Here is a 20,405-nt window from a genome sequence, read left to right as displayed (position 1 = left end):
CGGTGCCGTCAGCCACATGCCGGCCCACCGGGATTCATTCCCTGCCCGCAGTCCGTGAACTCCGCTCGGTTCAAGCACCGTTGCCCGAGCGATACCCGGCCCCGGCTGCCACCACCCGAGGCGGCCGGGGCCCCTCTCCCCACGGGACTTTTCAACGAACAACGGGAGCCCCTTGCCTGTAGGCGTGCCAAGTCCAGGCCGGGCACGCGAGCAGTTCCTTGAAGAGGATGCGCTCGACATTTTCCTGGGTCGGTGCGAGATAGTGACGCCCCGGCGCATCCTGCCGGCTCCGGTCAAGGGGTGAGAGCAGCAGGTTCATCTAGCTGCCTGGTACACCGGCGATGTCGGTGAGCCATTCAGTGATCTGCAACGCATCGCGAGCTGCACCCGGAAGATCCCAGTCGTGGCTGATTTCGTATGGCTCGATGCCCACCCCCAGCGCGAAGACGCGGTGTGGATCAATCCCTTCGGGCCCGGCAGTACTCACTGCGGCTTCTCGACTTCCTCCACGATCCGGTCATACGCCGCATCGAGCTTCCCGTACGCGCTGTGGCTCAGGGGGAACGGCTGCCGACTGCTCACCTCGTGATGTATGACACGGGGGTCGTCCGGGAAGATCGGTTGCGCCCGGTATGCGAGAAGGTTCGTACGGTCGAATATGTTGAGCCACCGAGGAAAGTGGAGGGGCAGTCCAGCAGCGGACTGCGGTCCGGTCAGGGCGCCCAGCTCATGTAGAAACGGTGCCTGTGAACCGACTGTGACCAGTAGGTACGCTCATGACAGCGGCCTTCCGTCGGCGGCCGTCAGAGCACAGAGGTCCACCAGCGCGATGCCGCCCAGGCTGTGCCCGATCACAACAGTCGGCTCGGAACTCGCCGTGATCACGCCTTCCAGGTGGTTCCGCAAGGCTTGGCCCCGGGCTTGGTAGCGCAGGATGTCACCAAGTACTGGCACTGTCCGCGTGGTTAGTGATGCGCGCCAACGATTGAGAGCAGGCCGGGCGGTCAATCGTAGGGCGGGTTTTCCAAGTACCGCTGCCGGCCGACTTCCCGGGAACCGTATAACGCTCCAGAATGGCTTCACTGTGTCTGATCTCGGGTAACGCGGTCGCTGGATAGCTCTGCCCTTGCCAGAAACCTCATCCGCCCTGGTAGGGGCCGGTGCATCGGGTTTCCCGAAATCTGGCCGCGGTCGTCTGAGCCGGCGCTCTCGCGCAGCTGCCGTCGGCACGTCATGATGATCGATCGTGCTGCTGCGACTGGCTTACCTGGGTGTGTCGAACGCGTTCGCGATGCTTCGCCTGCTGCCGATGACCGACCGGGACAAGGACGCGGAGATCCTCGCCCTGCGCCACCAGATCACCGTGTTGGAACGCCAACTCGGCAAGGACAAGGTCCGGTTCACGCCGAGCGATCGGGCGTTCCTGGCGGCGCTGCTGCACCGGCTGCCACTGCACGTCCTGCGAAGATTACGGCTGCTCGTCCGCCCTGACACGGTGCTGCGTTGGCACCGCACCCTCGTCGCAGGTCGCCATGCCGCGTCCTGCCGACCCTACGCCCGGGATGCCCGCGCATCGTGCGCTCCATTCGCATCCTGGTTCTGCGCCTGGCGAAGGAGAACCCGAGCTGGGGGTACAGGCGTCTGCACGGCGAGTTGCTTGTGCTGGGGGTGAAGGTGGGCGCGTCCACCGTCTGGGAGATCTTGAAGGAGGCCGGCATCGAGCCAGCACCCGAGCGGAACTCCAGTACCTGGGCCAACTTCCTTCGCAGCCAGGCTGATGCCCTGCTGGCCTGCGACTTCATGGAAACAGTCACCCTGTCGGGGATGCGGATGCACGTGCTCGTGGTGATCGAACACGGCAGTCGCCGGATCCGCGTCCTGGGCGCCACCGCGCATCCGAGCACATCCTGGGTAGCGCAAGCGGCGAAGAACCTCGTCATGGACCTCGAAGACCTCGGCTGCCGCGCACGATTCATGATCCGGGGACAGGGACGGGAAGTTCCCCGACCTCTTCGATGCCGTCCTCAAGGACGCGGGGATCGAAGTCGTCCTCAGCGGCATCCAGATGCCACGAATGAACTCGATCACGGAAAGGTGGATACAGACCTGCCGCCGCGAGCTCCTGGACCGGACATTGATCTGGAACCAGCGACATCTCCTCCACACCCTGCGCGAGTTCGAGCAGTTCTACAACGGACACCGACCACACCAGGGCATCGCAATCGCCAGACCGCTCCACCCCTTGCCCCCGCCGATCGACGATCCCGACGCGTCAGCCCGCCTCGACATACGCCGACACGAACGCCTCGGCGGCATCCTCCACGAATACCAACATGCGGCGTAACCTGCACGGATGAGGTTTCCGGCAAGGGCAAGGTCGGGCAGTTCCCACTCCTCGCGGACTTCGTCGAGCATCTCCAGGGCCAGGCGCCACCGCTCCCGGTGCCGCACCTGCTCGGGGATACCGGTTCTCGCCCGACGCCGCCGGATCGCCCCGGCCAGCAGCCCGTCAGCGTTGTTCTTGGCGTCGTCCCAGCTCTCGGGAAGGAACAGCCGCCAGTCCACCGCCGAGGACGCTGTGTCGCTGACCAGGTTGATGCTGACCGCGATCTGGCAGTTGCCGCGTTTGCCCAGCACGCCGCAGTACATCCGGGCCACCCCCGGCGAGTCGTACCCGTCCTGGGGAAAGCCCACGTCGTCGATCGCGTACGCCTCCGGAGCGATATGCGCCGCGGCTCAGCGGGCCACCCGGCGGCGGACCTCGGTGTAGTCCCAGGTCGAGGAGGACACGAACCGTTGCAGTTGTTGGTGGTCCACGCCCAGGCGCTCGGCCATCGGCTGCATCGACTTGCGCTTGCCGTCCAGCATCAGCCCACGCACGTACAACTCGCCCTTGGCCCGCTGGTCCCGGCGCTTGAGCGAGCCGAGCATCTCCGCAGCGAACGCCTCCAGACGCGGGCGCACCACGTCCATCTCCTGAGGTGTCACACCCGACAGGACATCACACCGTAGTCTGAAACCACCAAGGCCACCTAACAAAGCCCTACTACCACTACAGCGAACAACCCGAGCAGTACCAGCAGTTCAACCGTGACCACGCACGACTCCGAGCCCCCGGCGAACGCGCCTTCGCCCAGCTCAAGACATGGCGGCTCCTGCGGCGAGCCCGCTGTTCCACCCGCCGCATCAGCACAGCAGTCCAAGCCGTCCACACCTTGCTGACCTGCAATGGCGCCGGTCAACGTGATGCCGAAGAATCCTTCGACGTATTCGATGGTGTTGGACGCCAGCAAGCGCACCCGGCTTCCCCGGCCGATACCGAGGGCCCATCAGGACGCGCGCCACCCGCACGGCGCGCTCGTGCAGTTCGGCGTAGGTGTGCCGTGAGCGGAGGAAGACCAGCGCGTCTTGCGCCGGGTGCCGGACGGCTGCCCGAACCAGTAGGTCGCCCATCGTGCTGACCTCGGTGCACTGGACGCGCTCGGTCACGAGGTGCTCCCGGCGCGGTTCACCGGGGTGCTGGGTATCGCCCCGGGATTAGCTAGGCGGGACTGCAGCTGTACTCGTGAGCTGACCCCCAGTTTGCGGTAGGTCCGGGTCAGGTGCTGCTCCACCGTGCTGGTCGTGAGGTAGAGCTTGCCGGCGATCTCCCGGTTGGTCAGGCCCTTTGCCGCGGCCTTGGCGACCTTCCGCTCCGCATCGCTGAGGGCAAGCATGTCGACTTCCGTCTCCTCCAGCACGTCCGGCGCGCCAACCCGCCGAGCGGGTTGTTCTGCGAAGCACGCCTGCCTGATGCTGTTGGTCTTGCGTGCCACTGACCGCGCCCGGCCAGCATCACCAAGTTGGGTGTATGCATCGTGCAGGGCGGCGAGCGCACTCGCCAACTCGAACTTATCCCCGCTTCGGTGCAGCACATCCACAGCCTCGCACAGCATAGGTGGTCGGAGGTGCAGTTCGCGGGTCGCCGCCAGCAGCCGCATGGTGCGCCCGCGCACCCGCATGTGGCCGTCTGTGCCGATCCGGCGCAGCTGCTCGCGAGCGTAGCGCGCGGCTATTTCGTGGTCCCCGAGTTGCAGGTGAGCGGCGGCCATCTCCGTGCGCCACGGCAGTGTCTCGGTTTGGGCCATCCCCCACTGGTCGAGCAGGTCAGCGACGGCCTGGAAATCGTCGAGGGCGACCTGGGCGAGACCGCGCTCGACGTAGTGACGGCCGCGCGCCAGCAGGTAGGACAGGCCGAACGGCGTCTCGAACATCACGTCCGGCACTCGCAGGGCGAGCGTGCGTGCCGCTTCGTCGTGTTTGCCCTGCAGCGTTTGCGCCGTCAGCAGGGTACTCAACGGTTCAGCGGCCAGCACGCCCCATTCGGCGACCGGGATGAGTTCGAGCGCGGCGGTCGCCCGGGAGATCGCGACGCTGAGCGAGCCCCGGCGCAAGGCGATGTCCGCTGCGATCGCGCAAAACAGCGCACGCCAGGTGGGTGCCTGGAGGTCGAGACAGGTCTGCATCAGTTCCCGGCACCGCTGCTCGGCTTCCTCCAATCGCTCGGCATACACCATCGTGTGCAACGCGAGAATGAGCGGCAACAGATTGATCTCGGTCAGCGGCTGTTGCCAAAGCGCCTCGTCGGCTTGGACCAAGCGTTCCGCGGTTGCCCCCTGGTGGTGGGAGCTCTGGAAGTGTTCGAGCAATCGATAACCGATAGCGCCCGGAGGCATGATCGGCGTGCCGTTCGTCCTGCTCTCGCCGGCCACGCGCCGGAAGATGCCCGGATACATGTCGGCCAGCCACATCCGTACCATCTCGAACTCCCATGAGGGCCGGGAGCCCGGCGGCACGTCGGCCGCCAGCCGGGAGAGCACGGAGCAAGCATCCTCCACCCGCCCCTGGAGCAGCAGCATGATGATGGGCATCGTCGCGTGCCGACCCCGAAGTCGACCGCTCAGCATCGCCTCGGTCAACTCGGGCAGATGCCCGACCGAGGCTCGCAGATCGTCCCGCCACTCCGCCCGCAGCAGCAAGGCCAGAATCTCCACCCGACGCCGGCCGTCGGTTTCGACCTGGTACGCCAGCCGCAGCAGCTCTGTGGCCCGCCGCGAGTGGCCCTCCTCCAGCGCCTGCTGCGCCCCCTCCACCAGGTTCAGCACGGCCGAGGGGTCGTCGAGACGGCCGGAGGCGACGAAGTGCTCCGCGATCGTCAAGGAGTCCGCACCGCACGCCTTGAGCAGATCCACAGCGCGCCGGCTCAGCTCGGATCGATCCGCGGCCGAGAAGGCGTTGAGCACGGCGCCGGCCATGATCGGGTGCCGCATCCGGCCGGCCTCCACCAAACCGGTCCGGGTCAGTACCTGCATCGCGACAGCGACCCGGTCCGACGCGACGCCGACCAGCCGGTCGAGGTACGCGAACCGCGACGGCTCACCGATCACCGAGATCGCACCCGCGACCCGCAACGTCACCGGATCGCACCGGCGCAGGACGAGCTGGACCGCCCGCTCGAACTCGGGCCCGGTGTTCAGCTCGGCCGGCGGGCCATCGCCGCGGGTGGCAGCCCGACTGTCCTCCAGCAACGCATGCAGCAGCAGCAGATTGCCACCGGTGAACTGGTGTGCCTCCGCGGCCAGTTCCGTCGAAACGGACTCGAGGAGTCGCTCGGTCATGAGCTCCGCGACGCCGCTCGACGACAGTGGAGCCAGCAGCAGCCGCCGCAAGTAGGCCTGCTGGTAGAGTTCGGCACACAGTAGCCGGGAGTTGCTCGGAGACATCTCGATGTCGTCGTCGCGCCAGCCAAGGACGATTAAGATGCGGGCGAGCCCGGCACGGCGGATCAGATAGATCAGCCAATCCTGGGAAAACGCGTCGAGATACTGTGTGTCGTCAATGGCGATCACCACCGAGCTCTGCTCGGCCAACTCCAGAACCGCCGTCGCCAACCCGTCCAACACCCGAGAGCGACTGACCCCGTCGCACTCCGCATCGGCGAGCAGCTGGTGGTCGAGCAAACCACGCACGATCGCCGCCCTGTCGCGGTCGAAAACCTCACCAGCAAGCAACTGACGCACGATGCCCAAGGAAAGCGAGCACTCGGTCGGCGCCCCACTCGCCCGGAGTAGTCGCGCCCCCGCCCCACCAGCCCGGCTGCCGAACTCCTCGATTAACGCTGTCTTACCGGTCCCGACAACCCCCTGAAGCACGACAACCCGCACACCCCCAGCCGCGGACTCGGCAAAAGCTGCAGCCAGCTCAGCGAGCTCAGACTCTCGCTCGATCATGCACGATACCCTGTCCCTCATGGAGCGGTTCCTACGTCGCACGCACCGACAGACCGCGCGGAAGAAGGATCGGAAATACGGAAATCGATCGATTAAGACTAGACATCAATGCCACAAAACTGATTCGACCATCCGTAGGGCTGACATTGGCCACACCCATGTCCACCCCAGTCGATCACGCCGTTGAACCTGTGGGCAGAATGGTGAACCGCCCCTGGTTCGATCTCAGTTGGTGGCTGCGAGGTGGGGGTTCGTGGTTGCTCGGTAGTAGTTGGCTTCGTATGCCACAGGCGGTATTGCCCTATCTCACCGTGGAGCCGACGGTGGTTGTACCAGTCGACCCACTTGGCGGTGGTGAGCTCGACGTGCGAACGCGGTGCCGGCATCGAGGGACAGACCGAGGGCGGCAGTCGCCGTCACTCCGAGTCGCAGCAGGTTCTTGCGCAATGTGGTCATACCTTTCAAGACTCTGGCCGGGCCCGCGAGGCCGACAGAGTAGAACATTCATTCTCAAATAGAATGCGCAAGGAGGGTCGCAACGTCAATAACGAACGTTCTGCCTCTAGTTGGACTGCTAGACCTCCTTGATCTGTTCCTTGATCTGTTCCTTGATCTGTTCCTTGAGTTCTTCGTCCCGCACGGTTCCTGGCGAGGGCGCCAACTCGCGTTTCCTGGCTGCGTAGTAGGTGGAGGGGGCGATGCTGATGCCGTGTGCTGCCCGCACGGTGCAGCCGAAGCAGTCCCGCAATCTCGTCGATGAACACTACGAGCGCGTGTGTGGCCGGTCGAGCTCGGCCGCGAAAAAGGCCGAGGCCGCCTTGCGGATCCCGTTCGCCCGCTTCAGCTCGGCGATCTCCTTCTTCAGGGCCTTGACCTGCGCGGCTTCCTCGGTCGTCGTTCCCGGCCGCTGCCCGGTGTCGATCTGGTCCTGGCGGATCCACTTGCGCAGCGTCTCGCGCGAACCGATGCCGAGCTTCTCCATCACCGCGTTCAGCGCGGCCGTCTCAGTCGGATAGTCGTCGCAGACCTCCGCGACCATGCGGACCGCGCGCTTGCGCAGCTCGGGCGGGTACATCGAGGGTCGTGCCATGCCTCGGAATCCATACACGGAATCGAGTCCCCACCTCACCCGGGGCAGTTCACCGACCTCGACCCCGAACTCGTCGCTCACGGCCACGCCTGCCTCCGCGATGCCCAGCGAGTCCACACCCGCCCGGCTCAACGGCTCGGCGGGATCCATGTGCTCGAGCCGGGCACCCTGTTCGGCCAGCACATCGATCAGGAAACGCGCCACAGTGTCGCGCGTCACCGGCCGGAATCCCGGTGCACCTGGCGGAATGCGTTGATGCTGCCGAGGTGCCGGGCACGCTTGTCCTTGTCCCGCACGCCGAGGCCCTCTTCCGGCGCGAGGCACAGCACGCCGACCTTGCCGTGGTGCGCGTTGCGGTGCACGTCGAGCGCGGCCTGGCCGGTGTCCTCCAGCGCGTAGGACTTCGACAGCGTCGGGTGGATGAGCCCCTTGTCGATCAGCCGGTTGGCTTCCCACGACTCCCGGTAGTTCGCGAAGTGCGATCCGACGATCCGCTTGAGGTTCATCCACAGGTACCGGTTGTCGAACTGGTGCGTGTACCCCGAGGTGGACGCGCAGGTCACGATCGTGCCGCCCTTGCGGGCCGCGTAGACCGAAGCGCCGAACGTCTCCCGGCCCGGGTGCTCGAACACGATGTCCGCGTCGTCGCCGCCGGTCAGCTCCCTGATTCGGGCGCCGAACCGCTGCCACTCCTTCGGGTCCTGGGTGTGCTCGTCCCGCCAGAACCGGTACCCCTCGGCGCTGCGGTCGATGACCAGCTCCGCACCGAGGCGGTGGCAGATCTCCGCCTTCTCCGGACTGGACACGACGCACACCGGGATGCCGCCGCCGTTGAGCACGTATTGCGTGGCGTACGAGCCGAGCCCACCGGAGGCACCCCAGATCAGGACCACGTCGCCCTGCTTCATGTTCGCACCGTTGCGCGACACCAGCTGCCGGTACGCGGTCGAGTTGACCAGCCCGGGGCTTGCCGCCTCCTCCCACGTCAGGTGCGCGGGTTTGGGCATCAGCTGGTTCGCCTTCACCAGGGAGATCTCGGCGAGGCCACCGAAGTTGGTCTCGAAACCCCAGATCCGCTGCTCGGGATCGAGCATCGTGTCGTCGTGGCCCTCGGGGCCTTCCAGCTCGACGCTGAGGCAGTGCGCCACGACCTCGTCGCCGGGCTTCCAGCGGTGCACCCCGGGCCCGGTCCGCAGCACGACACCCGAGGCGTCCGAGCCGACCACGTGGTGGGGCAGGTCGTGCCGCTTCGACAGCGGGGACAGCTTCCCGTAGCGCCGGAGGAACTTGAAGGTCGGCAAGGGCTCGAAGATCGAGGTCCAGACCGTGTTGTAGTTGATCGCGCTCGCCATTACCGCGATCAGCGCCTCACCGGGCCCGAGCTCCGGTGTCGGGACCTCCTCCACGTGCAGCGACTTGCGCGGGTCCTTGTCCGCGCTGGCGATGCCCTTGAACATCTCGGTCTCCTCGGCGTGCACGGTCACGCCGCGGTAGCTCTCCGGCACCCGCAGCCCGGCCAGCGCGCCCGGGTCCCCGGCCACGACGGCCTGCTGGATCTCCTTGAGCTCTGCGTTCGGCACGGCTTTCCTTCCTTCGCTGGTCCGGTTCACGGCAGGAGGCCCGCCTCGGCCTCGTCGTCCTCGCCGGCGGTACGCTCACCCGGGTGCCACCAGCCGTTCCCGTTCGCCGGCGGTCGTCCGGCCGCGGAGTCGAGGAGGTTGTCACCGGGCCTGATGAGCCACTCCCGCAGCGCTTCGGCCCACCAAGCCGTGTCGACGACCCATTCGAGCGCCGGCTGGTCCGCCAGGTGCACCTGTCCCGCGCGGACGCGCGCCAGCTCTTCGGTCCAACCGGCGACGGCGGGTCCGAGAACGGCCTCCGGGTCGGCGACCCCGAGCGCCTCGCCGATGACCGGCCAGCCGATCCCCTCGGCCCGTGCGGCCACGACGGCCCTCTCCACGTAGCGGGAGACCAGCTCGGTCAGTGCTCGCCCGGCGCGCAGCGCGGCGAGATCGGTTTCGTGCGGCCAGTAGTGTTCCGGGACGACCGTGTGCCGCGCGCAGCGAGCAACCGCCCACGCTGCCTGCGCGGCGGCGACTTTCGCATGCAGTGCAACGGGAAGCCCGTCGAGTTCAGCGTCCGCGCGCGCGTCGGCCACGGCTCACCGGTCCCCGGTCCGGATCGTGCCGACCAGCAGCCGTTCCGCCACCGAGACCACACCTCGCTCGCTGAGAACCAAAATGTGCACACCTCCGTTGCCACTGCTCACGGGCTCACAGGCCCGACTTCCGGATCACGGACTCGACCACGTCCACCCCGCCGGCCCGGGCGGCACGGCCGGGGGACGTTCGCGCCGTGGGGCCGAGCAGAGCCCGGCCCTGCGGCGCGATGCGAAACGGTCAGGCTCAGTCGCGGTGCGCGGTGGCCAGCGCCTTGCTGCGCCACGGGGCGATGTGCTCCGCAACCATCGCGTTCTTGACCTCGAGACGCTCGTAAGCGTCGCTGCCCACCAGCAGGTGCGAGGGCAGCGTCTCGCCGTCGGTCACCTCGACGATCAGCGCCGCGCCCTTGACCGGGTCCCCGGGCTGGGCGTGGTTGGCCGCGTCGACCCCGTCGCGCACGAGGTGGGCGGGGGTGCCGTCGTAGGCCGCCAGCCGCGCTCCGGAGACCGACAGGGAGCTGGCGTCGAAGAGGTCGGTGCGGAACGCCCCGGGCTCGACGACCATGCTCTGGATCCCCAACGGACCCAGCTCGGCGGCGAGGGCTTCGCTGATGCCGGCGACCGCGAACTTCGAGGCGCTGTACAGGCTCACCCCGGGCTCGCCCTCGAACCCCGCCCGGGAGCCGATGTGCACGATCTTGCCTTTGCCGGCAGCACGCATCGTCGGCAGGACCGCTCGCGTCACGTTGATCAAACCGAAGACGTTGACGTCGAACAGCGACCTGGCCTCGGCGTCGGTGACCTCCTCCAGTGCACCCACCAGCACGCGACCCGCGTTGTTGACCAGCACGTCGATCGTGGCGAACCGATCGACGACCTGCGCGACGGCACGGTCGATCTGGGCCTGGTCGGTGACATCGAGGGTGACCGGATGGCATCGCTCGGCGCCGCGCAGGTCGTCGGGCAACGCGTCGACACGCCGCACGCCGACGGCGACGTCGTGTCCCGCCTCCAGGGCGTGCCGGCCTATCTCAGCGCCCAGCCCTCGGGCGGCTCCGGTGATGAACCATGTCGCCATGACGGAAACATCTCCTTCTGCAGGCATCGGTGCTCGCTGCCGGACCGCGGTCCACGGTCCGGCGAAGTTCCTTCTTGATCTGGCGGTGTCGCTCGCGGTGGGCGGTGGCTGTTCGGCCGACGTCGCCGTTCTGCGCGGGACCCGGAAAGTGTTCGGCCCGGTCGCGTCCGATCCGACGGTGTCCCGGCTGCTCACTGCGCTGGCCGGCGACCCGGTGCGGGGTCCTCGCTCCGGGGCGCCGGCCAGCGCCGCGGCCCGCAAGACCGTGTGGCGATGCGCCGGTGCCACAGCCCCGGACCACGAGATCCCCTGGCCGCGTTCGTCGACCACGGACAGGCGTGTCACGACGGCACGGTCAGGCTCCCCCGGCCACCTCGTCGGCGTACTTGCGGTTCATGTGCTCGAGCGCCGCGCCGGCTGCGATGCTCGCCTCCTCGCGCCGCGCGAGAATCCGGGCCCGGGCGTCGTGGGACGCCTGGGCGTGGGTCGTCCCTGATCCCTGGAAGTGCGGGGCGACCTGACGGGCGACGAGTTCCCACGAGCGCCACTTCGCCGTCGGGCCGGCCCAGTCGTGCGCCAGCAGCAGCACGGTGCCGAACCCGCCGGACTGGTCGACCATGCGCTGGATCTGGCGGCGGACGTCGTCGGCCGTGCCAATCGCGCCCAGGCCCGATTCGTTGACGAACTCGATCAGCTCCCGCGTGCTGCCGTCGGGCAGCGCGAGCCCAGGCGTGGCCGCGTTGTCGTTCAGGTGCCTCACCCAGTCCCGCAGCCCGAACTCGACGTCGCGGTATGCCTGCTCCCGGGTCTCGGCGACGTGCACGTTCGTGACCAGCCGCCAGGTCGCGCGGTCGGGCGCCGGCCGTCCCGCGTGGGCGGCGCGCTCGGTGGCGATCCCCCAGTGGTACGCCAGCGCGTCGAATCCGTCCTGGCTCATGGTCGCCCCGAGCGAGATCAGGCTCACACCGCGGCTGCCGGCCAGGCGCGCGCCGGTCGGCGACGCCGTCGCGGCCACCGCGATCTCGAAGCACGGCTCGGTGAACGGGCGCAGCTGCAGCGTCGCGTCGACCAGCGTGTGGCTCCCGACCGTCGTGGTGACCGACTCACCGGCCAGCAGCCGCTGGATGACGTCGAGATGGGTCTCGAGGAGCTCGCGGCTCTCGGTGGGGGTCATGCCGATCATGGCGACGTCGGAGGGCAGGGAGCCGGGACCGACCCCGAGCATCACCCGGCCCTGCGTGAGGTGGTCGAGCATCACCATCCGGTCGGCCACCCACAGCGGATGGTGGTACGGAAGCGAGGTCATGCCGGTCCCGAGGCGGATCCGGGTGGTGCGCTCCGCTGCCGCCGCGATGAAGATCTCGGGCGAGGCGATGAGGTCCCGACCGGTCGAGTGGTGCTCCCCGATCCACGCCTCGTCGAAGCCCAGCCGGTCGAGGTGCGCCATGAAGTCCAGGTCGTGGCGCAGCCACCATGTCGGGCTCTCCCCCAGCGGGTGGATCGGGGGCAGGAACGCACCGAAGCGCAGACTAGTCACAAGTTCTCCACAAGGTCGGCGTCCACATCAGTCACTCGCGGCCGCAGCGCTTCCACACGACGGGCGGTGAATGCGCCGGCGATGAGCCAGCGCGGACGGGTGTGCTCGGGCGAGTCGGTCGGCACCTGGCGCACGTCCTCGTAGCGCGTGACCAGCCAACCGGTCTTGCCGTCAGCGAGCCGGAACCGGGTGACCGGACGGTCTCGTTGCAGCTCGTTCAGCTCCGGCGGGGGATGGAAGAGTGACGGCGCGGGCGGAAAAGGGGTCAAGACTGGCGCTTGGTCGGCGTGAACCATGAATTAGCCTCCGGAAAGCTGCGTGCGCCCCACGGTAGGCTCTGCGACTCGGCGAGCCATCCCCTAGTTTTCCCGGTGAACCATCCCCTAGTTGTCACAAGGCATCTCTGGGGTCTCTGGGTCACCCTCCCCATGCCCGACCTGGCGGCGGGACTCGACATGCAGGGGCCGGCAGGCCCGACGTGGACGGAGCTGGTCTGCAGCGTCGTGGCGACCACACAGAGCCCTTGGGAGATCGTGAAGCCGCCCAACAGCCCGAGCATCGTCGCGGCCAGGTCCGCGGGCTCCTGGACGTGGCGATATCGGCGGCGTTGGCGCCGTGGCGCAAGCCGCGTGCAGTACACGATCCGGGCAAGATCCTGCTGGATGTCGCCCTGGCGGTGGCGCTGGGTGGGGACTGCCTGGCCGATGTGGGCATGTTGCGGGCCGAGCCGGCCGTGTTCGGGCCGGTGGCCTCCGACCCCACGGTCTCCCGGCTGATCAGCAAGCTGGCGTCGGGCGGACAGCGGGTCCTGGCCGCGCTGCGCACCGCCCGTGCTGAAGTACGCGAACACGTATGGCGGTTGGCCGGTGAAGCGGCACCGGACGCGGGCGGGCAGGTGATCGTGGACATCGACGGCGTCCTCGTCCTGGCGCACTCCGAGAAGCAGGACGCCGCCGCGACCTGGAAGAAGACGTTCGGGCACCACCCACTGATGGGGTTCGTCGACCACGGCCGCGGCGGGTCCGGCGAACCGGTCGTGGGCATGCTGCGACCCGGCAACGCGGGATCCAACACCGCCGCGGACCACATCGAGGCCACCAAGCCGGCCCTGGCCCAGCTGCCGAAGCGGTTGCGGCGCGGCCGGCAGACACTCATCCGCACCGACTCCGGCGGCGGCACCCACGAGTTCGTCGCCTGGCTCGCCCAGCGCGGAAGGTGGCTGTCGTACTCGGTCGGCATGACCATCACCGACGCCATCCACCAGACCGTCCTGAAGGTCCCGGCCTCGGCGTGGACACCGGCCGTGGAACCCGACGGCGACATCCACGACGGCGCCTGGGTCGCCGAACTCGCCGGCGACTGCTTGACGGGCTGGCCGAAAGGGCTGCGGCTGATCGTGCGCAAGGAACGGCCGCACCCCGGCGCCCAACTCCGCTTCACCGATGCCGACGGCATGCGGCTGACCTGCTCTGCCACCAACACCAACAACGTTACGACCGCGGCTCTGGAGCTGCGGCACCGCCAGCGGGCCAGAGCCGAGGGTTGCATACGCGCCGCACGGGCCACCGGCCCGCGCAACTTTCCCCTGCACGACGCCGCGCAGAACCAGCTCTGGCTGGAGATCGTCCAGATCGCTCTGGACCTGCTGGCCTGGATGCCGATGCTTGCCCTCACCGGCACCGCCCGCCGGTGGGAGCCCCGCCGACTGCGCCTGCGGCTGTTCTCCGCCGCCGCTCAGCTCGTCACCACCGGCCGCCGCCGCATCCTCCGCCTGGCACAGCACCGGCCCTGGACCGACGTCATCACCAACGCCCTCGCCCGGCTCGATGCCCTCCCAAACCCTGGCTGACCAGCAGTGTCCCGCCCCTACGAGCAGCACCACCTCGGAGCCGTGGAACCCGACGCCCACCCGACGCGACAGCCGGGCCATCAACCTGCCCGCAAGCGGATTCTCCGCTCTGGACAAGCGGTGAGTGTCCGTCAGCAAGCTGACAGACCCCCATGCAAGCTCGAGGCTAGAGGGCGTCTGGAAAGCTGGTCAGCGGGCAAGTGAAGCGGAAACTTGCGGCTGGAGTACTGGAAGGAGGTGCACCTCGCCAACCAATGAGACAGATTGCCGCTCTCTGAAGATCAATCATGCCGCTTTGATCGGGATCCCCCGAAGGCCCCGCAGCGTGAAGTCAGGGCCGAATTCTATTTCGCCCGCGATCTCGTAATCCGGCAACTTGTCCAGCAGCCGATTCAACCAGATGCGCATCTCCATCCGAGCCATATGAATTCCAAGGCAGATGTGAGGCCCGAAACCAAAGCCAATATGTGCTTTACGGAGACGGAAGATGTCGAAGGAGTGTGGGTTGTCCCAGCGAGCGGGATCGCGATTCGCGCAACCCAGAAGAGCCACGACTGCGGAACCCTCGGGGATCGTAAAACCCTCGACCTGCGACTCGTCGCTACAGGCAAAGCGCAAAACCGACTGCGTGAGAGTCGACCAGCGGTGGACCTCCTCGAGCGCGGCCGGAACAAGCGACCTGTCGGCGACCAGCGCGCGACGTTGGTCAGGATGGCGTCCCAGCGCATACAGCATCATCGCCATCACCTGCGCCGTACTCTCATTCGCCGCAACCGTCAGCATCGTCCCGTTTGCCAATATTTCCCGATCAGGCATGGACGGCGCGAAATCGTCGAACACCATCTGGGCCATCAGCGATCCATCACTCACCCCCAGCGCACGGTGCTTTTCGATGAGGCCGGCGATGTACGAGTTCAGAGCAACTGCTGCCGCAGCGCCGTCGGCCATAATCTCTTGACCCCTCGGAGTCGGGTCCAGCCGTGCGCCGAGAACCGCCGCCGTTGCGTCACTCCATTTGATGAAGTCTTCGTACACATCCTCTTCGGCGCCCATCAATTGGGCAGTGACAACAGTGGGGATAATTCGCGTCATCTCCGCGAGAGCGTCGAGAGATTCGCCGGAGCGAAGGCGTTCAACGAATTTATCCACGTATACGTCCACAACGCGCTCTATCCGCGCCGCCCAGTCGGCTTCGACAGCCCTGCGCTCGAATCCTGGCTCCCAAATTCTGCGGACCGTCTGATGCCGTGCACCATCAGTGCCGAGAAAAGTCGGTCCGCCGAACGCTTTCTCCATCTCCGGGAGCACGTTTGCAGAGTTGAAATGGCGGATGTCACCAAGCACTCGCGCGCAGTTGTGATGCGACGTGATCATGTACTGATCGTGATGAGAGTTATAGACAACCGGCCCCAAGGCTCGCCATGCAGCCATGGTCTCATAGGGGTCCTGCACGAAGTCAGGATCAAGCATGTTCAAGTCCACGGTGGGACATTCCGCCGCTGCAGAGTTCATTGCGCGTCCTCTCCCTGATGGGGATCGATACCACCGGGCGTCATTGCGGCCAACACGTGTTCATCGGGAACGTTATAGCGGTGGGCATCAATCGTGTGTAGCTGGGACAAGCGGATGAGCTCATCTTTGTCAGTCGCCTCGATGAGACCTCCGCACATCGGGCAGCTCACTTCAAGTCCGACGTCCATGGCCGCACCCTCTTCCGGTTCGTCGCTGAACAGACCCTGGCGTTCCGCCGTGACGCCTCATGAATGACCTCGACTCTGGGATGCCACATCGACGCGCAGCGGTCGAGTGCGTTCGGAACGGAAGCCGAAGAGCACACGCCTCACACAGTCGGCTATCTCGGCGACGTGCTCGTGTATGAAGAAGTGACCTCCGGTCAGGACCTCTATCTCGAATGATCCCGCTGCATGTCCTCGCCAAGCACTCGCTTCCTCGAGCGACACGCTCGGATCGCGATCGCCGGTTATTGCCGTGATCGGCACGTTCAACATCGTCTCTGTTGTTGGCGCACGATAAGCCTCGACGGCCCGATAATCGCCACGGATAACGGGAAGGATCACGCGTCTCATCTCGTCATCGTCGAGAAGAGCCGGGTCGGTTCCACCCAGCGATCGAAGATCGGCAATGATACTGTCATCATCGGCCGCATGAAAATCCTCATCACGATGACACGACGGGGCGCGGCGCCCAGACGCGAACAATGCGAGCGGCGCGCGTCGATGATCTCGCTGGAAGCGACGCGCTACCTCGAACGCCACCACCGAACCCATGCTGTGACCGAAGAATGCGAGTGGCTGCGTTTCCCACGGGATCAACGCCTCACAAATCTCATCGGCGAGCCGACCAATGTCCTCGATCAAAGGCTCGTGACGCCGGTCCTGTCGCCCTGGATACTGGACTCCGAGCACCGATATGTCCGGTTCGAGCGAGTTTGCCAGCGAGCGGAAATACCCGGCGGAACCGCCCGCGAACGGAAAGCAAATGAGGTGTACTTGACCGCGCTGAGGTGAGCTTCGCAGCGGCCTGATCCATGATCCGCCACTCGTGGTTGATGCGTGCACGTTCCTTCTTTCTCAGGCCACGCGACCGGCAATACTTCTGATCGCCGAGAATTGGAATCTAGAGCAATCGATGCACGACCACGTGGTCAGCACCGGCCGCGGGGAGTCCTGCGATCCGACACGCGACGGCAGCCTCAGACCGTGGCTGTCCAGTCTACTGATCGAATGGGTTCTGCCCTGCCGGAAATTCGAAGGTGCCGACTTCCGGTCTGGTCAACGGGATCACTTTGCGACTGGAGAACTTCCAGACCCCATCCTCGCGAACGTATTCATCCTTGTAGTACGCGGTAGCCCGAGAAGTCCCGCCGGCCCGCACATCACCCTGGGCGAAGACATGGCAGTTACCAGACGCTCGGGATTCGAGAATCTCGTTGATGACATGGTTGACCGTCATGTGGCAAAGATTCTCCATCTGTCCGTAGATATCGACTTCGAAGTGATGCCGGATCTCGTCCTTCCCCGTGAACTTTCCCAGCCCGAAGCCTTCTTCGTCGAAAACCGGGCTGTCGTCGCTCCACAGCTCCATCAAAGAATCGAACTGGCGAGTATCGAGTCGATAAGCATATTTGGCCGTCAACTCAATGATATCGAGTCGATCGACCATGAGAGAGAATGCGTTCTCCGTCATCATGAGAAAGCCTCCGGTAACTTGTTCGCGCGCCTGAGACGCTGACAGGATTTCGGTTGACCAATGAGCGACGTCTTATTCGTGGATCGGCACCAGCTCCTATCGCATTTTATTGGGAAGCATCATTCCAGCGTCCACGGGAAGAGTGATTCCAGTAATGTGACGTGCCTCTTCCGACGCCAGATAGACCACGGCGTCGCTGACCCCTTGCGAGTCCAGCCAGCCGGTGGGCAACGCGCTCATGTCTTTCATCACTTCGTTTGCGTCCTCCGGTGTCGGATCGGAGACTTCGGGCAGGTAGATTTTTCGCATCGGAGCATTGTTGACCATCGGCGTGTCGACATTTCCGGGATTGACCGAATTCACGCGTATGTTGTGTGGTGCCAGCTCTGCTGCCAAGGCACGCATCAACCCGACCACGCCGTGCTTGGATGCGGTGTAGTGCGCCATGGTCGGCACGCCGATCAACCCCGCTGTCGAGCTGATGAAGACCAGTGATCCGCCTTCATTCCGTTCGATCATGTGGGGAATCACCGCTTTTACGGTTTTCCACGATCCTGTCAGATTGACGTCGATAATTTCTTGCCAGGCTTCATCGGTAAGTTCCCACGAGAACCCGAAGCTGGACATTCCAGCATTTGCGCACACGACGTCGATATGACCGAACTCAGCTATCGCCTCATCGACGACACCCTGCAATTCGTTGAAGTTGCGCGTATCCGCCCGGCGTGCAAGGATCCGTCGGCCCAGCTGTTCGACGAGTTGCGTCGTCGAGGCAAGATCTTGACCGTTCGCTCCTGGATACGGCGCGGTTTCGAGGTCTGTGCACAGGTCAACAGCTACGATGTCTGCCCCTTCTTGGGCAAGTCGCACCGCATGCGAACGTCCCATTCCACGCGCAGCGCCAGTAACCAATGCGACTTTCCCGGCGACCCGGCTCATTTCTCAACCTCCACGTCAGAAAACAGGGGTGTCAAATTCGCGGCGAAAGAAATACCCTGAATATTGAACCTTGAGTACCCTCGCCTCATCGCGGCACCGCGGGATCGTTCACTCAGCAGAGGCAAACATAATCAGTTTCACGTCGGCTCCTTCCACCTTGCCCAGATCGTAAGGGCGCCAAGCCATGAAACCTGTTTGGCCGAGGTACCGGCCACTGGTACCCACACTCGGGTAGTAGGCCCAGTCCCCTGACAGGAGTGAGCCGAGATCGATCCAACCGGCAACCCGGATCGTTCCGGACCCGTCCTCGAAGACGACTTCGTTGGTCAGATAGGCCATGAACTGCTTGTCGGATTCTCGCTGATAGAGAATCTTGTAGCCACCTGAGGTGGTGGCCACTTTTTCACCGGACTTGGTGAACAGGGCGTGCTCGTAGCTACCACCCTGGCCAACCTGGATGTTCTGAAAGTCCTCGATGTCAGTGGTGGCACTGATCGTTGTCTCGACCAGTTCCTCGTAGCTGTTGATCATGGCTTCGACCCCTTCTTGATTGAGTTTTTCAGGCCTTGCGGTAGACGTCTTTGAGCACGATCTTCCCGTCGCTCAGGATGAAGAGGTCAACACCACGATTGACCACCTTTCCGTCATCGGTCTCCACGGTCCACCGAACCAGCCCCATGTTCTCGCCGAACATGATCGGCGATTCGAACTTCCCGTCGACCCCAGAGGCGACCATCTTTTCGCGCATCGCGTTCATACTGGTGATCAGATCGCCGATCTGATCCTTGGTGTGGACCGTCCCGAGTCCGTCTCCGTCGGGCGTGATCCACTGCCCGTCATCGGCAAAACATTCGACGGCGGTCTCGATGTCGCCGGCACCCGAGCTCTTGAAGAATCGGTCGATCACTTCTGCTGACATGGGTCCGCTCCGTTCTCGTCGTTGACGGTGTTCATGAATCATGCGTGCAGCCTGACCGGTAGCCGCTCCAAACCACGGAACTGCAAGGTGTAACGCCAGGTGAGTCGTTCCAGTGGCTCGGCCGCCTCCCACTGCGGGAACCTGTCCAACAGCCGGGCCAGCACGATTTCGCCCTCCAGTCGTGCCAGCGGCGCGCCGACACAATGATGGATACCGTGACCGAAGGCCAGGTGCGTAGCAGCATTACGGCGAATGTCCAGCCGGTCCGGCTCCGCGAACCGATCCGGGTCTCGATTCGCCGAGGACAGCGCCAGAAACACCACTTCGCCGGCGGGGATAACAGTATCGCCGACCTCCACCGGTTCGGTGGTGTAGCGCAGTGTAGAAAGGTTCAACGGGCTTTCATAGCGCAGGAATTCCTCCACTGCGTTGGGTATGAGGGTGGCATCCCCGCGCAATAGCTCCAACTGTTCGGGATGCTTCAGCAGAGCGTAGACCGAGCTGCTGATCAAGTTCGCGGTGGTCTCGTACCCCGCGTTCATCATCAGGAAGATGGTGGAAAGCAGCTCGGACTCTTCGAACCGCTCCTCGTTGTCGGGATCGATCATCGCGTTGATCAGGTCGTCTGCGCCGTCATGACTGCTCGCTTTCTGGGCAACCAGGGTCCGGAAGTGGTCGAGCGACGCCATGTAGGCCTGATACTTCTCCGACGGCTCCGAGTCGACGCTGGTCAGCGCGCGGTTCCACCGACGAAGATCGTGGTGGGCGGCGCGAGGTACGCCGAGCAACTCGCCGATCACCGCAATGGGGATGGCCATCGCCACCGACTCCACCAGGTCGATCTCGGTTCCCGCCGGGATCGAATCAAGTAGCTCGTCGGTGAGTTCCTCGATGCGCGGCCGCAGATTCAGTGTCCGGCGCATCGTGAAAACCCTACTGAACATCCGCCGCAACCGCGAGTGTTGCGGCGGATCGCTGAATAGCATGCTGTCCGACGTGATCGACGCGCCCGAGACCTCCTCCGTGCTGTGCTTGGCGATGATCGGTGCGGCACCCCCGGCCGCCTTCGAGAGTCTGGGATCGGCCAGCAGCCGACGCACATCGCTGTATTCGGTGACCAGCCACGAACGCAGACCTGTGCTCAATGTCTTGATGACGAGCCGCCGAGGACCCGTCCCGGCGCGCATCTCCTGGTAGGTCAGGTACGGGTCCTGGATGAAGTCCCAGTTCAACAGGTCGGCCTCGGCTGTCTCGGTGCCGGAGGTGTAGGGCTTCGTGGAGTCAGTCATGAGGGGGCGTCCCTTGTGCTCAAGTGGCGAAACGAGGGAATCAACTGGTCTGGACTGGTCTCGG

General features: G+C 65.3%; 18 protein-coding genes and 5 pseudogenes. 3 read left to right on the top strand and 20 right to left on the bottom strand.

Going from position 1 to position 20,405, the window contains the following annotated elements; genetic code table 11:
* Nucleotides 1-151 precede the first annotated feature (151 nt).
* Nucleotides 152-319 (bottom strand): hypothetical protein, encoded by a 168-nt coding sequence (locus JK363_RS13395; protein WP_201875092.1) that lies wholly within the window; start codon nt 317-319, stop codon nt 152-154.
* Nucleotides 320-487, bottom strand: coding sequence for a hypothetical protein (locus JK363_RS13390; RefSeq protein ID WP_201875091.1), 168 nt, complete (start codon nt 485-487; stop codon nt 320-322).
* Nucleotides 488-1,246: 759 nt separating this feature from the next.
* Between JK363_RS13390 and JK363_RS13385 the strand changes: the two are divergent.
* Nucleotides 1,247-2,344, top strand: a pseudogene (locus JK363_RS13385) (integrase core domain-containing protein).
* On the opposite strand, the pseudogene JK363_RS42325 reads toward JK363_RS13385, so the two are convergent.
* A pseudogene (locus tag JK363_RS42325) lies at nt 2,341-2,973 on the bottom strand (IS701 family transposase); the annotation flags it as partial. The pseudogenes JK363_RS13385 and JK363_RS42325 overlap by 4 nt on opposite strands.
* 68 nt (nt 2,974-3,041) lie before the next feature.
* Between JK363_RS42325 and JK363_RS13375 the strand changes: the two are divergent.
* Nucleotides 3,042-3,239 (top strand): annotated as a pseudogene (locus JK363_RS13375) (transposase family protein); the annotation flags it as partial.
* 246 nt (nt 3,240-3,485) lie between these two features.
* Here the strand turns inward: JK363_RS13375 and JK363_RS13370 are convergent.
* The 9 genes and pseudogenes from JK363_RS13370 to JK363_RS13335 all read right to left on the bottom strand — a co-directional run bounded on the left by JK363_RS13370 (nt 3,486) and on the right by JK363_RS13335 (nt 12,431).
* Nucleotides 3,486-6,269 carry an AAA family ATPase gene (locus tag JK363_RS13370; RefSeq protein ID WP_201875089.1) on the bottom strand — a complete coding sequence of 928 codons (2,784 nt, stop codon included), beginning with the start codon at nt 6,267-6,269 and terminating at the stop codon, nt 3,486-3,488.
* A 225-nt stretch (nt 6,270-6,494) separates the two neighbouring features.
* Nucleotides 6,495-6,634, bottom strand: a pseudogene (locus tag JK363_RS45015) (IS3 family transposase); the annotation flags it as partial.
* 209 nt (nt 6,635-6,843) lie between these two features.
* Nucleotides 6,844-6,993, bottom strand: coding sequence for a hypothetical protein (locus tag JK363_RS13365; protein WP_201875088.1), 150 nt, complete (start codon nt 6,991-6,993; stop codon nt 6,844-6,846).
* Between the two features lie 39 nt (nt 6,994-7,032).
* Nucleotides 7,033-7,578: a transposase gene (locus JK363_RS13360; RefSeq protein ID WP_201875087.1), complete on the bottom strand. Its 546-nt coding sequence runs from the start codon at nt 7,576-7,578 to the stop codon at nt 7,033-7,035.
* The gene (gene ccrA, locus JK363_RS13355; protein WP_372444764.1) at nt 7,575-8,915 is read right to left on the bottom strand and encodes a crotonyl-CoA carboxylase/reductase; all 1,341 of its coding nucleotides are present in this window, start codon (nt 8,913-8,915) and stop codon (nt 7,575-7,577) included. The genes JK363_RS13360 and ccrA overlap by 4 nt, the downstream gene beginning before the upstream one ends.
* Nucleotides 8,916-8,965: 50 nt before the next feature.
* Entirely contained in the window at nt 8,966-9,517 is a 552-nt protein-coding gene (locus JK363_RS13350; RefSeq protein WP_236075756.1) for a hypothetical protein, read from the bottom strand.
* A gap of 247 nt (nt 9,518-9,764) precedes the next feature.
* Nucleotides 9,765-10,598, bottom strand: a complete 834-nt coding sequence (locus tag JK363_RS13345; protein ID WP_201875085.1) for an SDR family NAD(P)-dependent oxidoreductase — start codon at nt 10,596-10,598, stop codon at nt 9,765-9,767.
* A 355-nt stretch (nt 10,599-10,953) separates the two neighbouring features.
* The gene (locus tag JK363_RS13340; RefSeq protein WP_201875084.1) at nt 10,954-12,135 is read right to left on the bottom strand and encodes an LLM class flavin-dependent oxidoreductase; all 1,182 of its coding nucleotides are present in this window, start codon (nt 12,133-12,135) and stop codon (nt 10,954-10,956) included.
* Nucleotides 12,132-12,431 (bottom strand): cytochrome P450 family protein, encoded by a 300-nt coding sequence (locus JK363_RS13335; protein ID WP_201875083.1) that lies wholly within the window; start codon nt 12,429-12,431, stop codon nt 12,132-12,134. Before JK363_RS13335 ends, JK363_RS13340 begins: the two co-directional genes overlap by 4 nt.
* 287 nt (nt 12,432-12,718) lie before the next feature.
* Here JK363_RS13335 and JK363_RS13330 point away from each other — a divergent pair.
* Nucleotides 12,719-13,984, top strand: a pseudogene (locus JK363_RS13330) (IS1380 family transposase); the annotation flags it as partial.
* Between the two features lie 285 nt (nt 13,985-14,269).
* Here the strand turns inward: JK363_RS13330 and JK363_RS13325 are convergent.
* The 8 genes from JK363_RS13325 to JK363_RS13295 all read right to left on the bottom strand — a co-directional run bounded on the left by JK363_RS13325 (nt 14,270) and on the right by JK363_RS13295 (nt 20,341).
* A complete protein-coding gene (locus tag JK363_RS13325) occupies nt 14,270-15,496 on the bottom strand; it encodes a cytochrome P450 (protein ID WP_201875082.1) in 1,227 nt (408 codons plus the stop codon).
* On the bottom strand, nt 15,493-15,684 hold the full coding sequence (locus JK363_RS42310; RefSeq protein WP_236075755.1) for a hypothetical protein: 192 nt from the start codon (nt 15,682-15,684) through the stop codon (nt 15,493-15,495). The genes JK363_RS13325 and JK363_RS42310 overlap by 4 nt, the downstream gene beginning before the upstream one ends.
* A 57-nt stretch (nt 15,685-15,741) precedes the next feature.
* Nucleotides 15,742-16,563: a thioesterase II family protein gene (locus tag JK363_RS13320; protein WP_307821712.1), complete on the bottom strand. Its 822-nt coding sequence runs from the start codon at nt 16,561-16,563 to the stop codon at nt 15,742-15,744.
* A gap of 154 nt (nt 16,564-16,717) precedes the next feature.
* Nucleotides 16,718-17,194, bottom strand: a complete 477-nt coding sequence (locus JK363_RS13315; RefSeq protein ID WP_201875081.1) for a nuclear transport factor 2 family protein — start codon at nt 17,192-17,194, stop codon at nt 16,718-16,720.
* Nucleotides 17,195-17,290: 96 nt separating this feature from the next.
* Entirely contained in the window at nt 17,291-18,133 is an 843-nt protein-coding gene (locus JK363_RS13310) for a mycofactocin-coupled SDR family oxidoreductase (RefSeq protein ID WP_201875080.1), read from the bottom strand.
* A 108-nt stretch (nt 18,134-18,241) separates the two neighbouring features.
* Nucleotides 18,242-18,664 carry an allene oxide cyclase barrel-like domain-containing protein gene (locus tag JK363_RS13305; protein WP_201875079.1) on the bottom strand — a complete coding sequence of 141 codons (423 nt, stop codon included), beginning with the start codon at nt 18,662-18,664 and terminating at the stop codon, nt 18,242-18,244.
* Nucleotides 18,665-18,692: 28 nt separating this feature from the next.
* Nucleotides 18,693-19,052 (bottom strand): nuclear transport factor 2 family protein, encoded by a 360-nt coding sequence (locus JK363_RS13300; RefSeq protein ID WP_236075754.1) that lies wholly within the window; start codon nt 19,050-19,052, stop codon nt 18,693-18,695.
* Nucleotides 19,053-19,090: 38 nt separating this feature from the next.
* A complete protein-coding gene (locus JK363_RS13295) occupies nt 19,091-20,341 on the bottom strand; it encodes a cytochrome P450 family protein (protein ID WP_201875077.1) in 1,251 nt (416 codons plus the stop codon).
* Between the last annotated feature and the right edge of the window lie 64 nt (nt 20,342-20,405).

The organism is Streptomyces coffeae, from assembly GCF_016741875.1.
Lineage (GTDB): Bacteria > Actinomycetota > Actinomycetes > Streptomycetales > Streptomycetaceae > Streptomyces > Streptomyces coffeae.
This window is presented reverse-complemented; position numbering and strand designations above follow the sequence as displayed.

What these genes read in the sequence shown, in the direction of transcription:
- JK363_RS13325 (WP_201875082.1), bottom strand. Translation starts at nt 15,496, where the DNA reads ATGAACTCTGCAGCGGCGGAATGTCCCACCGTGGACTTGAACATGCTT.
- JK363_RS13370 (WP_201875089.1), bottom strand. Translation starts at nt 6,269, where the DNA reads ATGATCGAGCGAGAGTCTGAGCTCGCTGAGCTGGCTGCAGCTTTTGCC.
- JK363_RS13300 (WP_236075754.1), bottom strand. Translation starts at nt 19,052, where the DNA reads ATGTCAGCAGAAGTGATCGACCGATTCTTCAAGAGCTCGGGTGCCGGC.
- JK363_RS13310 (WP_201875080.1), bottom strand. Translation starts at nt 18,133, where the DNA reads ATGAGCCGGGTCGCCGGGAAAGTCGCATTGGTTACTGGCGCTGCGCGT.
- JK363_RS13315 (WP_201875081.1), bottom strand. Translation starts at nt 17,194, where the DNA reads ATGATGACGGAGAACGCATTCTCTCTCATGGTCGATCGACTCGATATC.
- JK363_RS13295 (WP_201875077.1), bottom strand. Translation starts at nt 20,341, where the DNA reads ATGACTGACTCCACGAAGCCCTACACCTCCGGCACCGAGACAGCCGAG.
- JK363_RS13395 (WP_201875092.1), bottom strand. Translation starts at nt 319, where the DNA reads ATGAACCTGCTGCTCTCACCCCTTGACCGGAGCCGGCAGGATGCGCCG.
- JK363_RS13305 (WP_201875079.1), bottom strand. Translation starts at nt 18,664, where the DNA reads ATGATCAACAGCTACGAGGAACTGGTCGAGACAACGATCAGTGCCACC.
- JK363_RS13335 (WP_201875083.1), bottom strand. Translation starts at nt 12,431, where the DNA reads ATGGTTCACGCCGACCAAGCGCCAGTCTTGACCCCTTTTCCGCCCGCG.
- JK363_RS42310 (WP_236075755.1), bottom strand. Translation starts at nt 15,684, where the DNA reads ATGGACGTCGGACTTGAAGTGAGCTGCCCGATGTGCGGAGGTCTCATC.
- JK363_RS13345 (WP_201875085.1), bottom strand. Translation starts at nt 10,598, where the DNA reads ATGGCGACATGGTTCATCACCGGAGCCGCCCGAGGGCTGGGCGCTGAG.